This is a genomic window from Paenibacillus sp. FSL H8-0259 (genome assembly GCF_037963255.1).
Taxonomy (GTDB): Bacteria; Bacillota; Bacilli; order Paenibacillales; family Paenibacillaceae; genus Paenibacillus_AQ; species Paenibacillus_AQ phytohabitans.
This window is the reverse complement of the sequence record NZ_CP150147.1, coordinates 856,096-869,871: the sequence shown is the minus strand read 5'-3', so window position 1 is coordinate 869,871 and position 13,776 is coordinate 856,096. Positions and strand designations below refer to the sequence as shown.

The 13,776-nt window shown below is 52.0% G+C and carries 10 protein-coding genes; 3 read left to right on the top strand and 7 right to left on the bottom strand.

Going from position 1 to position 13,776, the window contains the following annotated elements; all coding sequences use genetic code 11:
- Positions 1–80 precede the first annotated feature (80 nt).
- Together NSU01_RS03740 and NSU01_RS03735 are read left to right on the top strand one after the other, a co-directional pair.
- Positions 81–1,964 carry a leucine-rich repeat domain-containing protein gene (locus tag NSU01_RS03740; protein WP_076248076.1) on the top strand — a complete coding sequence of 628 codons (1,884 nt, stop codon included), beginning with the start codon at positions 81–83 and terminating at the stop codon, positions 1,962–1,964.
- 174 nt (positions 1,965–2,138) lie between these two features.
- Positions 2,139–2,915, top strand: coding sequence for a methyltransferase (locus NSU01_RS03735; RefSeq protein ID WP_076248074.1), 777 nt, complete (start codon positions 2,139–2,141; stop codon positions 2,913–2,915).
- Positions 2,916–3,058: 143 nt separating this feature from the next.
- Here NSU01_RS03735 and NSU01_RS03730 read toward each other — a convergent pair whose 3' ends face one another.
- The 5 genes from NSU01_RS03730 to NSU01_RS03710 all read right to left on the bottom strand — a co-directional run bounded on the left by NSU01_RS03730 (position 3,059) and on the right by NSU01_RS03710 (position 10,607).
- The gene (locus NSU01_RS03730; RefSeq protein ID WP_339302556.1) at positions 3,059–5,743 is read right to left on the bottom strand and encodes a GH32 C-terminal domain-containing protein; all 2,685 of its coding nucleotides are present in this window, start codon (positions 5,741–5,743) and stop codon (positions 3,059–3,061) included.
- A gap of 1,014 nt (positions 5,744–6,757) precedes the next feature.
- A complete protein-coding gene (gene rlmD / locus NSU01_RS03725) occupies positions 6,758–8,233 on the bottom strand; it encodes a 23S rRNA (uracil(1939)-C(5))-methyltransferase RlmD (protein ID WP_076248069.1) in 1,476 nt (491 codons plus the stop codon).
- A gap of 43 nt (positions 8,234–8,276) precedes the next feature.
- The gene (locus NSU01_RS03720) at positions 8,277–9,170 is read right to left on the bottom strand and encodes a diacylglycerol kinase (RefSeq protein ID WP_042133438.1); all 894 of its coding nucleotides are present in this window, start codon (positions 9,168–9,170) and stop codon (positions 8,277–8,279) included.
- 372 nt (positions 9,171–9,542) lie between these two features.
- Positions 9,543–10,313: a CbiX/SirB N-terminal domain-containing protein gene (locus tag NSU01_RS03715; protein WP_179093634.1), complete on the bottom strand. Its 771-nt coding sequence runs from the start codon at positions 10,311–10,313 to the stop codon at positions 9,543–9,545.
- 3 nt (positions 10,314–10,316) lie between these two features.
- The gene (locus NSU01_RS03710) at positions 10,317–10,607 is read right to left on the bottom strand and encodes a YerC/YecD family TrpR-related protein (RefSeq protein ID WP_019913624.1); all 291 of its coding nucleotides are present in this window, start codon (positions 10,605–10,607) and stop codon (positions 10,317–10,319) included.
- A gap of 429 nt (positions 10,608–11,036) precedes the next feature.
- On the opposite strand from NSU01_RS03710, the gene NSU01_RS03705 reads away from it, so the two are divergent.
- Positions 11,037–11,585, top strand: coding sequence for a hypothetical protein (locus NSU01_RS03705; protein ID WP_042133435.1), 549 nt, complete (start codon positions 11,037–11,039; stop codon positions 11,583–11,585).
- Between the two features lie 123 nt (positions 11,586–11,708).
- On the opposite strand, the gene corA is transcribed toward NSU01_RS03705, so the two are convergent.
- Both corA and NSU01_RS03695 read right to left on the bottom strand, forming a co-directional pair.
- Positions 11,709–12,668 carry a magnesium/cobalt transporter CorA gene (gene corA / locus NSU01_RS03700; protein WP_042210486.1) on the bottom strand — a complete coding sequence of 320 codons (960 nt, stop codon included), beginning with the start codon at positions 12,666–12,668 and terminating at the stop codon, positions 11,709–11,711.
- Positions 12,669–12,873: 205 nt separating this feature from the next.
- Entirely contained in the window at positions 12,874–13,776 is a 903-nt protein-coding gene (locus tag NSU01_RS03695; RefSeq protein ID WP_076248064.1) for a response regulator, read from the bottom strand.

The window sequence follows — 13,776 nt, the reverse complement described above, 5'->3', positions numbered from 1 at the left end:
AGAATAGAAGAAGTATAATAAACTCAGATGCCAGCTCAGTATGAGCTTATCATCATCACATCATGAAGGAGGAGGCATTCGTGGCATTTATTCCGTTAAACTGTCCCAATTGCAGCGGAAGAATTGATTACAAGGAAGGTACGATCCTCAAGTGTCCCTATTGCCATACAGAGCTTCTATTGAAGCAAAATCATGTCTACTATGTGGATCAGACCATTAACCATTATCACGGGACAGTTCCTGAGGCCACGGCCACGCCAAAGCCGTCCGTCTCTGTCTCCGTCCCCCTAAGGCTGGTACTTATCCTGTTGCTCGTCATATCAGGCGCCATCGGTACTTATTTCTATTACGGCTTAGACTCCCCTCAGCACACAACAGAAGCCAATCTGTCTGTGCGGAAGATGCCCGAAAGCGAGGTCCTGCTCTCCTTTTTGCGGGAGATCTTGGATAAAGGCTCTGCGATGCCGACAGAAGAGGAATTGGCCCGTCTGCGCTATTTAACCGTAGATCATTCGGAGAATGACCAGTGGCGTTTCACCTATAGCCTCTCCGATCCCTTCAGCAATGAGCGGGCCGAGAAGATCACTTATGTTACCCAGGACAAAAGACTGAATACCCAGGAGATCGATCAGCGGGATTTCGAAGCCTTTAAGGGGCTGACGGCACTGAACCTGACGAATACCTACGAAATCTCCCAGGCGGACCAAACAACGCTTGCCCATATGGCCGGATTAAAAAGCTATGGCGGCGCCTTTAATGAATCCTTCAGCACATTTTCCCGCTACTTTGGCGATAAGTCTAAAATTACGGAGCTAACCACCCAGCTTCGCAGCAATCAGGAATTGGCGATGTTGCTGGAATTCCCCAATCTAAGCTCTCTGTCCATTACCTATGTGGATGAGTCTGTGACGGATTTTCATTTACTGAATAAGCTGCCGCTGAAGTCCCTGTCGCTTACCTTTGTCGATGAACTGGGGTGGTTATCGTCCATGTCCGGGCTGTCATCCCTGGCCATCCATCACAGTGAAGCCACAGACCTGCAGCCGCTGTACGCCTTAACCCAGCTTCAGGAGCTTCACCTTTCTTATCTGACCAATGTAAAGTCCATCGACTTTGTGCAAAACATGCCTGCTCTGCAAACGCTTGACACGGAAAATTTGAATTTTTCTAATCTGAAGCCTCTGGCCGGAAAGACTTCCATTACCACACTCCGCCTGGCTTCCTTAAGCCAGCTTAGCTCGGTAGCGGCCGTGAACAGCCTGCCCTCTTTGCGGGAATTCACCTTGTCCGGGTACTACGAGAAGGCAGAAGCGCTGACATTGCCGGGCGTAAGACGGGTCGAAATACCCGGCGACTTTCTCCCCGGACTGAAAGCGCCTGCCGTAACCGCCCTGACAATCCGGGGCGGAAGTGAGGAGCTCGATATGGCCGCTCTGGGGAAATTCCCGGAGCTTGCGCAGCTTTCTCTCTGGGACATCGACGAAATGACCCAGCTTGACGCCCTGAACGACTTGACCCGCCTGAAGACACTAAGCATCTACGATTCGTCGCTGTATAAGGAGAGCGATGCCTTATTTCGTTTGAAGCAGGTGAACACACTGGTGTGCTCGGAATGCCGTCTGGATTTCGGCCAAAAGGCTGGCGCGGCGAACAGCGTGCTTGAGCATTTGACCTTAGACCGGCCCTCTTTTAGCATGAACAATAACTCCGTCAGTGAAGTTGACCAGGTGCTTCCTTATTTCGCCAACCTGTCCGCTCTGCGTTCCTTCACCCTGCAAGACAGCAATTTGGCTTCTCTGGACTTCATGAGCAACTGGCAGGCCATCGAAGAGCTTCATCTGGAGAACAATGCCATTTCCAATATAGAAACCTTAAGCCGCTTGCCTAATCTGCAAAAGGTATTTCTGGCCGGCAATTCCGTGTTAAACAAATCCATGCTTGGTGCGGGCGTGCTCGTGTATTAATTCCATTACTATCCAATATACGTAAATAGACCGCTAACCGCCAGAGGTTTGCGGTCTATTTTCTATTTATTGAAGAGCAGCACTTATAGGCAATGGATATAAACTAAATAGAAACTATATATTTCATTTATAAGCTGTGCATCGCTATACTGGATTTCAAAGGAGGGGAAGCACATGACTCACTCGACTTCCAATAACCAATGGCAGGCGGACACGTATGATCACAAACTGGACTTTGTCTCCAAAATGGGCGGTGACGTCCTCTCGCTGCTACAGCCTCAGCCCGGTGAACGCGTGCTGGATATCGGCTGCGGGACGGCAGACCTGACGGCTAAGATCGCGGCAGCCGGAGCGGTGACGGTAGGCATCGATCTGTCGCCTGAGATGATCGCACGCGGCCGCGACAAGTACCCGCACCTGAGTCTGAGCGCCCAGAATGCGTACACTTACCGGGCAGCCCAACCCTTCGATGCGGTGTTCTCTAACGCAGCATTGCACTGGATGAAGGACGCGCACGCGGTCGCGGTGACTGTAGCAAGCGCACTAAGGGACGGCGGGCGATTCGTCGCCGAGTTCGGCGGCTATCGCAACGTCGCCGCTCTCGTGAATGCGACCGAGAGCGCACTGACCGCGCATGGCTATGACCCGCAAGGACGTAATCCGTGGTACTTCCCTACCATCGGCCAATATGCGGCAGTACTGGAGGAGCATGGCTTCCTCGTTACGCTGGCCCAGCATTTTGAACGGCCTACACCCTTGCATGGTGAGAGCGGAGTCCATGATTGGCTGGACATGATGGCCGATGACTTCTTCTACGATGTCAGCGCGGAGCACAAGGTAGCGATCTATCAAGCAGTAGAAGAACAACTGCGGCCGGAGCATTACCAGCAGGGCCAGTGGATCGCAGACTACCGGCGGCTGCGCATCTGCGCGGTGAAGCAGGCCAACTGAAATCAGACGAAAATCACCCAATTTTAACTTAGGCGAATTCCCTCAGATTGCGGCTCCCCGCGCATCTTTCATCCATACTAGATCGCCGACTCCGAGTTCCGGCAATCGGCGATCCAGCACTATTCATTGTACTGTATTGCCATCTACATCGAACTTCTCCATGTATTTTTCAAGGAATACACGTGTAATGATTTCACGACAACCGTTCCACCGGATGCATAAAAGCTCATCCCGCTGCTAGTGGAATCCGGTAGGATGATGTCCGAAAAGACCACTGCCCCGTCGTTGCCAAATAGCTCCAAAGAAGACTCATCCACAAGGATATGCATACGGACGACACCGTTGACGGGTTGCGCGCCCGCCTCATGCAACGTCGTAAAATTGGAAGCAAAATCCGTTCTGCCGGAAGCGGATCGATCGATGAACATCTTGTTATCGGTACTCCGATAGCCGACGACCGTCTTCTGTCCTCCGCCTTCCCGCAATCGGAATCCGAATTCGGTAGCCGCTCCAGAATTGGGGAGCTGGAGTTCCACGACAATTTCGTATGCATTTCCATTGACCGTTCCAAGGATATTGCCGGATTGCGGTGTTACCGGAACATTGTTAACTGAAAAATCGGTTCCACGCAATGAACTCAGTTCGCTTATCGGATTCTGCGCAAGGATGACGTTCCCGTTCACGGTCTTTAACGACAGCTCGCGGGGAATTGTCAATTGCCCTTTCCAACCTTCGGTCGGGAAGCTAAATGGGTAATCCCAATTTGACATCCATCCCATCGTAATGCGCCGGTTATCTGGTGTGTTGTAGAACGACATCCCAGCGTAATTCTCTTTCCCGAAGTCGGTAAGCAACACTTTGCCCGGAAGGTTGTCATTTACGAATTTTCCATCCGCCGTTACCTGACCAATGAAATATTCCGCCGACGAACCTTGCGTATTCGGGTTGCCGCCGGTACTGATCATCAGCACCCATTTTTTATTGTTTGCATTCCCGTCCACCGCAAGTTGGAACAAATCCGGGCACTCCCACACCCCGCCGCGTATATATTGGCTATATCCGAAATTGTCGGTCCACGTCCAATGAAGCAGATCAGTCGATGTAAAAAATCGAATGTGATCCCCGCCGGATACCACCATAATCCATCGGTTATTGACGTCGTCACGCACGACTTTCGGATCGCGGAAATCCCAACTGCCGTTAATGCCGCCCGGGTTAGGCACTATGGCGTCATCCCCGTAATATACCCACGTGCGTCCCTTGTCTTTGCTATACGCAGCCCCGATCTTCTGATTGCCGTTCGGCTTATTCGGATTGAATGAAGTATAATAGGCAATCAAACCCTTACCGCCCGAGTCCCCGAACAACCCTGAAGCGTTGGTTAAATCAGCAACCGTGGACCCCGACCAAATATGCCCCAAGTGGTTCCATTTCAACGCAAGCGGCATCTGCTTCCAATGTAAAAGGTCGGTGCTGATGGCATGAGCCCATTGGCCTCCATCCTGGTGGAACAGATGATATTCACCTTCAAAATACACCAGTCCGTTCGGATCGCTGGCCCATCCTCGGGTGTCCGTAAAATGGTATTGCGGCCGGTACAGTTCAGTATAATAATTGCTGTATGGGGTAAGATACACATCTTGAAAATATGCGGCCCCATTCTTCACCGTCATTCCGGCGTATCCGCTCAAAAAGTCGGCATCTTGTGCTACGATCTTCTCCGCCGAATACCCATCGACATAAACCGTAAGGTTCGAACCTATCGCCGTTATTTCAATATGGTGTTTGTTCCCAGTCTTCAAAGGAATGCCGGATTTCGATTGGATTACCGTTTCGGTGTCCCCGTGTTTTTTGAGTAATGTGACGGTATGATCGCTCGGCCGTATTCGAAGAATATATCCGTTCGTACCATCCCTGTCAGAACGGAACATCAACCCTGCGACCGCTTGCGGCGTTAAGGAGTCCACCGTCACGTCACCCTCAAACACGAAATCGCTTGTCACACTGTCGGCGATACAAGTCGCTTCTGCGTTCGCAGATCCGACGCCCTTAACAATGTTCTGATTCAGCGTCCACTCGCCCCTTGACATACAACTTTTCAGATTACTAGTTCCCCAGCCGCTTAGGTTCGTGTACATGGGTGGAGTTGTTGCGGTTGGTGTTGGTGTTGGTGTTGGTGTTGGTGTTGGTGTTGGTGTTGGTGTTGGTGCAGTTGGAGTTGAAGTTGGCGTTGTCGAATCCGGTGTCATTATGATGTTCTGGAACAACATCGAGCTGTTCCAAACTTGAACACCTAAGTAACCTCCGGTGTAAGCGTTATCATTTATGCTGATCACAGGTGTAGTATTGCTCCCCCAGTATACCTGGAGCGCTGATCCAACAGCTCTCACTTTCAGATGATAGGTTGTGTTAGCCGCAAGCGAAACGCTGTACACGCCCAACTCACGATCTCCGTTCGCATCCTTCAAGCGAATCCGGCCGCCTACCGGATCGATCTGCAGCATATAAGAGCCCCAGCCGCTGTTATTGGAGCGGAATACCAATGCGCCACTCCCTTGGAATTGGCGAATGGTCACATCAGTTTCATAAGTAAAATCGTTGGCAGTCGTTGTCGATAGCGCAAAGAAATTACCGCCAGACGTGAGCAGCTTCCCGTCTGCACTGTTCGTTAATGTCCCCGCATCCCCCGAAGTCGCCCAGCCGCTTAAGTTCGTGTTCACCCCAGTACCATCGGCTGTTGCCCTTGTAGCGTTACCTGTCCATAAAATCGGTATGGCAAGCATCATCGCGAGTATGAGCTTTACCCCATAAAACATTCGATTCTTCAACAACAGTCATCCACTCCCATTCATCGGATTGTGAAAATGATAATAAATAAACTCAACTTTCACACCTAGAAAATCAGCTTAACCATATCGAAGAGGTGTTTTCTCTACGATAGAACAAAAGCAGTCATTCAATTAACTACCAAAAGAAATCAAACCGGTATTTATGGAACTCCATGTCCTCAATCACTAATGTGGTAACGCTTTCAATAATAAATTCTGGTTCACTTATACCTATTTATTTCGCATTCTCTTTACCCTGTTGTTTAACCAGAAGACCTGGTTCCGATTGTTGGAGAGCAGCAAACGTGAGTCCTTCCATGGTAAGGATACGGTATCTTCATATTCATCTTGACTCTTTCGAGGCTTTTGTGACGACGCGACAGGATTCACTTCATGTTACGGCCTGCCGGTTTGCTCGCCCTTCCTGTAGAAGGTACTTTTGCACAGGGCTTCAACCTTAGGATCTCTCCACCAGTTGCGTGCCAGCTACGAGGCGATTGCTCCTACCTCGGCCGGACTTTCACCGGCTAGTTGTGCCTAGCCTGGCTAGGTGCGCAATTGATCAAAACCCTTCCGCCAACAAGCATGCTGTAAACGAATTGATTTTCTCGATTCCCCCCCATTCTGGATTGCCCATTACGATATCATCCTATCAAATGAAAGAGCCGATTAAATTCAATATTCTCTGTTTATACTTTTAAATTTTATAATCCACTTGTACGTTACCTCACCTCAGAACTAACCAACCCTATTCTTGAATTGTTCTTTATGGCTTGTGCGATAATCAATTTCCAGGAAAGGATTTGAAGTGCCAGTGCATCTGAGGCATCGTAGAAAGGGATACCGGGAAAAGAAAAGCCGGGCGATAATCAGGGGAATGCCTGAAGATTGCCCGGCTTATAGGTAAACATTAAGTGATCAGAGGTCAGTTTATGTGGGGGTTACAGCAGAGGGATTCGTCCTCTACCCTGCATCTATTTATCGGCTTTATCACATCTTTATTCATTTTTTAGATTAGAGGGTTACAACATCCCTTACCAACCAAGCCACACTCTCCACATGCACCGTATGCGGGAACATATCCACCGGAGTGACCTCCGCGGTTCTGTACCCGCCATCTTCCAGGACCCGCAAATCGCGGGCCAGGGTGGACGGGTTGCACGATACATACACTACACGCTCCGGCTTCATCAGCAGGATTGTCTCTAATAACCTGGGGTCGCAGCCCTTGCGCGGCGGATCGACGACGATAACATCCGGGGTGATGCCCTGCTCTTTCCACGCAGGGATAACATCCTCAGATGCACCGACTTCAAACTTCACATTGTTCATGTTGTTAAGCTTCGCGTTCGCGCGGGCATCCTCGATGGCTTCAGGCACAATTTCCACGCCGTAGACCTGGTCGGCATGCTGGGCCAGGAACAGGGAAATGGTTCCGATGCCGCAGTAGGCGTCGATTACGGTCTCGCTGCCGGTTAACGCAGCGTAGTCCAGGGTTCTGCCGTACAGTACCTCGGTCTGTACCGGATTCACCTGATAGAAGGAGCGCGCTGAAATGGCGAATTGCACATCTCCGATATAATCGTAGATCACATCGCTGCCCCATAAGACGCGGGTATCGTTACCGAAGATAACGTTGGTCTTCTGGGTGTTAATGTTCTGGCAGATGCTCGCCACTTCAGGAAGCTGCTCACGGATACTGCCGAGCCAGGCATCCAGATGCGGGATATCCCGGCCATTGGTTACCAGCACCAGCATCATCTGCCCGGTGCGGAAGGCTTTCTTCACCACAACGTGGCGCAGCAGCCCGCGGCCGGTCTCTTCGTCATAGGCGGTAATGCCAAGCTCACGGCCTAGGCTCTTCACGGTGGCGACGACCTTGTCATTGTCCTCATGCTGAATCAGACAGGTCTCCATGTCGATGATCCGGTGGCTGCCGCGTGCGTAGAAGCCGCCGACCAGGCCGCCATCGGTTACACCGATCGGCACCTGGGCTTTGTTGCGGTAACGCCAAGGCTCGTCCATGCCAAGGGTAGGGAGGACGCGGATCCCTTCTCCTGTTGCGGCATTACCGTCAGCCGCATCCGCAACCTGCAGCTTCCCGATCCGCTGCAGGTTGTCCACCACCAGCTGCCGTTTCCACGCCAGCTGGGCGGTATAGTCCATATGCTGCAGCTGGCAGCCGCCGCATTGATCATAGATCGGGCAAGGCGGCCCTATACGGTCGGGGCTGGCCTGTACCAGCTCCATCAGCTTGGCGTAGCCATACTGCTTCTTGGTCTTCAGCACTCTGGCGCGGACCTTCTCACCGGGGAGAGCGCCCTGCACAAAAAGGGTAAAGCCCTCCACGCGGCCTACCCCTTCACCTTCATGGGTCATGCCGATAATATCGAGCAGGACCTCATCATTCTTATTCACTGGCAGTCCGGCGACAGAAGCCGGCCCTTGTTCCCGGCGGCTTGCGCTGCGCCCGCTGCGGTGTTTACTCATGTGTATAGGTTCACTTCTTTCATTATCTTCACTATTAATCTTGTTAATTATTCTGCGCGAAGATCCGCAGATGATGCGGCAGAATACTGAAATTGCCCGGCAGCGTGCCGCCGAGTTCGCCGTCCAGATTAAGCTGGACGTAGCCTGGGGAGGTAACCTCCATCGCATCCGTGCGGAAATGGATAACCTTCTTGTCATTCAGATGATCGCCGCGGATCGTAAGCCGGACCAGCCGGATGAATTCGGCCAGGTTGCATTTCTTGACGGCAATTACGTCGAGCAGACCGTCATCGATTCTGGCACCCGGAGCCAGCTTCTCGAAGCCGCCGACGGAGTTCGTATTGGCGATCAGGAAGAGCATGAACTCGTCATGGATCATCTCTTGGCCGTTCGCGCGGATGTACAGCTCCTGCGGAGCAAGGCTGGCCATCTTCTCAATACCCTTCAGGTAATAGGCAAGCTGGCCCATCATGGTCTTCAGCTTACTGGGAACCTCATAGGTAAGCTCCGTCAGCTGGCCGCCGCCGGCTATATTAATGAAATAACGGTCATTGGCTTTGCCGAGGTCAATCAGGCGCGACTCCTGGCGCAGAATCAGGTCGCAGGAATCCTCCCAATTCTTCGGAATGCCCATGGCCCTGGCAAAATCGTTGGTAGTCCCGAGCGGTAATAAGCCGAGCGGGGGAAGGTTAGGCTTCTCAGCCATCCCGTTGATTACTTCATTGAGCGTACCGTCGCCTCCGGCAGCTATGATCAGATCATACGTACCGCGCTCTACAGCCTCAGCTGCGGCTGCTGTGGCATCGCCCTCTCCGGTTGTTGCATGACAGGAGGCTTCAATGCCGCCAACATCCAGCCGGTCTAAAATATCGGCGAGTCGTCTTTTCATTTCTTCCCGACCAGAAGTGGGATTATAAATCAATCTCGCAGTTTTCATTACCGGAACGCCACCTGTTTATATAATGGATAACCTTACTGATTATACCCAATTCAGGACCCCACAAGCAATGTCAGGGAGCTTTAGAGGATTATATTTATACTCCCGCGCAGCGCTGAAGACTCCTTAGCCCGTCAGAAAGTATAGATATATGTATGCGGCGGCTGCCAAAATAAATACTGGACGCATTCTATTTTTTCTATATAAGCTGAAATTAAGATGCTAACTAAAGCTCAATCGTCACTACGGTGAATATCCTGTGACTGGGCACGCTGCTTCCGTAGCGAGCTTTCCTGCGGAAAGCTTTCAGGCGATCGCTAACGCTCCTACAGTTCCAAAATCCCCTTCGATCCTTCTCGCATATGTTATTTTCTAACCCCGGCACCGCAGACGCAGCAGCGCCGCCTCCACCTGCCGTTCAATCCAGCGCGGCAGCAGCGGATGCGGCAGCAGGGTCTGGCCGGAGTAGGCATATTCGAGCCCTTCCAGCCGCTGCGGAATAACAACCTTGGTGAAATACCCCTCACTTAAAAAGAGCGGAGCCACCAGTACATCATGGCCCTGCTCCTGCCAATACTCCACTCTGCTTCTTACGCTGTCCGGGTTCAGCAGCCCGTAATCGGCCGCAGCCAACCCGCTTATTTCCCGTACCCGCGCCGCGAGTGAGGAAATCCCCTGCTCCCAGCGCTGCCGGAAGCCCTCATGCCTGCTGCCGTGTCCGACAAGCAGCAGGGTCTCCCGCTCCGGATTCTTCGAGAGTTCCCGGAGCTTATCCCAGATCATCAGCGCAATGTCCGGATCGTCGTCAACGGGATAGCCGAAGTGAATCTGCGCTGTAACCCGGAACCGTTCCAGATCCGTCTCCCGTTCTGGAACCGGCTTAGCGCCCAGTGCATACTCTATCTCATCGATATGCGTACTGCCGGAGGACACAAACAAGGGGATCACAATAATATCTGTGACCCCTGCATGTTCCAGCTCGTCTATACCGTCCTGAATCAATCGTCCTTCTACCAGCTCCAGGAAAGATACCGCCACGGGAATCTCTTCCCCCAGCGATAAATGACTCACGGCTTCCTCTACGATCGACACCCAGGTCTTATCGCGGGAGCCGTGACTGATCATCAGCACACCCGGCTGCATCAATTAACGTCCCAGACGTTCCAGCGTGAGCTTGTAGCCGTCATTGCCGTAGTTCAGGCAGCGCTTCACACGGGAGATTGTTGCTGTGCTGGCACCTGTTTCTGCTTCAATTTGATTGTATGTAGACCCTTTGCCCAGCATCCGCGCGACTTCAAGGCGCTGCGAGAGCGATTGAATTTCGTTCACCGTGCACAAATCATCAAAGAACACATAGCATTCTTCCATATTTTTCAATGTTAAAATAGCCTCAAATAATTGATCGATACTTTTATCGTTTAGCTTCTTAAGCTGCATCGTTAATCATCCCCTAAAAGTTTGGTCAGCATTAGCATCACTGATTAAGCTTCGTACAAATTAGATACTCGGAAGCATAAACTTAATGTGACTATCTTGCCTCTACTATATTGCACTGGAGCACATTTTTCAAGCATTAACGGTTTCACGCTGTAAAGAACGAAAATGATGGACAAACGTCCACCCCGGGCGCACACCACTAATGGAGCTTACGGCCTTCTTCCTCTGATTCCTAGGTTCTACCGCCTTAACTATAGTACTACAAAACCTCACGAAATCAAGCATGGACACGGTTTCTTCACTTCCGGAGGGTCCTTGTAGGCATTCGCCCTTTTCCGCTAGTATCCCGGTTACCCGGGCATTCGTCTATACCGTATGTTCGCCCATGACATACAGTATAGCAAACCACTAACGAAGGAATGTGATATTATGCCTGAGCATTACTATAATCATTCCCGCAGGGAAGGGCGTTCACTGGCTGAGCCGTACAATCCGTCACCCTATCCGGGCCTCTCTTCCTACGCGCCTGCCCCGCTTCCCGGAGAACCCGGAATACTGCCTGCCTTCGGTGCTGAAGCTGCCGATACTGCACTTGTTGTGCCCGCTGCCGAAGCTGCTACTGCGAAGGCCGGGGGTCTGCTGGGCGGGCTGGGCAACCTCGGGAGTCTCGCGAATATGGAGCAGATCAAGGGAATTGTCGACCGGATGGGCGGGATTGACGGGATCGTCAACTCCATGGGCAAGGTACAGAAGGTTATGCAGGGCTTTTCGCAGATGGCTCCGATGGTGAAGCTGGTGATGGGCGGATTCGGCAAAGGCAAGGGAAGCGCAGCGGGAGCCCTTGCGGCGGAAGAAGATGCGGCACTGTATACCCCCAAACGGCGCAAAAAAAGACGCCCAACCACGCAGCGCCGTAAAAATACCTCCAAAAGCCGCAAAACCGGGGCCCCTTCCTCCGTTAAGCGCCGCCGTTCTTAAGCGGCGGCGTTTAACACGCCTTGTCTGTCTGCTGCCGGACCGCTGTATTCCATGAATACCCATGCGTCGTCAGCCATAACCATTCTTTTATCACCCGGTCCTTGTCCGGTTCTCTTCACGGTTTCACTTAAACCAGCCGCTCCGCCGGAACCACCTGAACATCCCGACTCCCAGCACCAGCATCAGCAGCAGCACCGCGAAATAACCATAATCCCAGTCCAGCTCCGGCATCACCCTGAAGTTCATCCCGTAGATTCCGGCGATCAGCGTCAGCGGCATAAATACGGTAGTAATTACCGTCAGTGTCTTCATAATGGAATTCATCCGGTTGGAGTTGAGCGAGATGTAGCTGTCACGCAGATCGGCGGTCATTTCCCGGTCAACTTCAATCATGTCGGTCAGCTTCAGCAGATGATCATAAATATCACCGAAGTAGATCCGTTCCTCCCCGTTGCTCTGCACATGCTGCGAGTTGACGATCCGGTACATCAGATCACGCATCGGCACGATCGTCCGGCGCAGCTTGAGCAGTCTTCCGCGCACGTTGAACACCTGACTCATCAGCTCTTCCACCGATTCACTGTCGCTCTTGCTCTCCAGATCTGCCAGTTCATCCTCCAGGGTGTACAGCGACGGGAAATACCTGTCGACCAGCTTGTCCATTACCGTATAAGCAGCAGCCATCGGCCCGCCCGACCAGCCTTTACGGCTATGAATTTCAGCTTGTACCATCTGCCACGCTTCCTCCATTTCCGATTTATTCTGGTGATGGTAGGAGACGAGGAATTTTTTGCTGAGAAAAAGGTCGACCTCTTCCGCCTCCAGCGTACGCTCATTAAGCGCATGCAGCACGAAGAACTGCACATCCTCGTAGTAATCCAGCTTCGGACGCTGCAGCACATGCATACAGTCTTCAATGGCCAGCGGGTGAAAATGAAAATAAGTATCCAGCAGCAATGTCTCTTCTTCCGTAGGCATGGCAAAATCCGCCCAAATCCAGGCATAGTTATCCAGCACTATACTCTGAAGCGGCAGGTCAGTCAGCACCTCGCCCTTATGTGTTACCGCAAGCGTTCGTATCATATATGAGTCCTCCACCTTATCCTGCTATCCGCACGGCAACATCCCGTTGCCTGTCGGCCTGCTACTATTGTAACGCATGAGGTCTACTATTATGAAACTTCTGTATCCGCCCGGGCTCCCGTTATCTCAAAAAAATAACCGCCAGTCCGCTGGGCAGCGGTTCCGGAGGTTTATTTTTCGCTTCATTTTCCGTATCAATTCCGTTCTAGCGGCCCATCCCCTCCAGCACTTCCAAATGAAGCACCTGCAGGAACTTCTTGATGTTCACCTTCACCTTGCCGGTGTCGCGCCCCTGTTCAATCTCTTTCATCTTCAGGCGCACTTCTTCAAAGTCGAAATACAGCGGCGCATAATGCTCGAACTTCGGATTGCCGTAATCCGTCAGACCGATGGAAGCCAGGTTCGCCAGTCCGGCCGCCAGCGCCCGGCGCAGACGCTGTTCAATCGCTTTGACTTCCTTGGCGGCATCGGCTGGCACCGGTTTATATGTAGCAGCTGCCATTTCATACAATTCCTTGAGCGGCGGAAGGCTCCCGCTGTTCCCCCCCGCCACCGCCAGCTCCATGATCGTGATAATATCCCGGCTGCCGTTCTCCGAGATCATTCCCATATTCATCAGAATCGGCTGGATAATCTCCTTGACGGAACGTTTGCCGGACGGCATCTGCGGCATTCCGAACTGCAGCCCCTCCAGCTTGCCGAGCGTCAGCTTGATCTCATCCAGATAACGGCCCATCGCATAACGTTCATTCACCTTGTACAGCACAGATTCGACTTCAATCTTGTTGATCGGCTTACGGATGAAGAATTCAATTCCGCTTTTGTATGCGCGGCTGACCATATCACCATTCTCAATCTGTGAGATCATCACGAACTTGGACCGGCAGCCCTGCGCCTGAAGGGAAATGATCGTCTCAATACCATCCTGGTCCGGCATCAGCAGATCCATCAGCACAATATCCGGCGTCTCACTCAGGATCAGGGCTACCCCCTCCTGCCCGCATTCCGCCATACCCACCACTTCGCCAAGTCCGCTATCCTCAATAATATGCTGCAGCATTCTTCTTGCCGACGCGTCGTCATCTACAATACAGAAAGAAAGCGGCAT

Coding starts and splice junctions, on each gene's coding strand:
- NSU01_RS03715 (WP_179093634.1), bottom strand. CDS start 10,313: ATGCAGCCGGGTGTGCTGATGATCAGTCACGGCTCCCGCGATAAGACC.
- NSU01_RS03695 (WP_076248064.1), bottom strand. CDS start 13,776: ATGCCGCTTTCTTTCTGTATTGTAGATGACGACGCGTCGGCAAGAAGA.
- rlmD (WP_076248069.1), bottom strand. CDS start 8,233: ATGAGTAAACACCGCAGCGGGCGCAGCGCAAGCCGCCGGGAACAAGGG.
- NSU01_RS03705 (WP_042133435.1), top strand. CDS start 11,037: ATGCCTGAGCATTACTATAATCATTCCCGCAGGGAAGGGCGTTCACTG.
- NSU01_RS03735 (WP_076248074.1), top strand. CDS start 2,139: ATGACTCACTCGACTTCCAATAACCAATGGCAGGCGGACACGTATGAT.
- corA (WP_042210486.1), bottom strand. CDS start 12,668: ATGATACGAACGCTTGCGGTAACACATAAGGGCGAGGTGCTGACTGAC.
- NSU01_RS03720 (WP_042133438.1), bottom strand. CDS start 9,170: ATGAAAACTGCGAGATTGATTTATAATCCCACTTCTGGTCGGGAAGAA.
- NSU01_RS03710 (WP_019913624.1), bottom strand. CDS start 10,607: ATGCAGCTTAAGAAGCTAAACGATAAAAGTATCGATCAATTATTTGAG.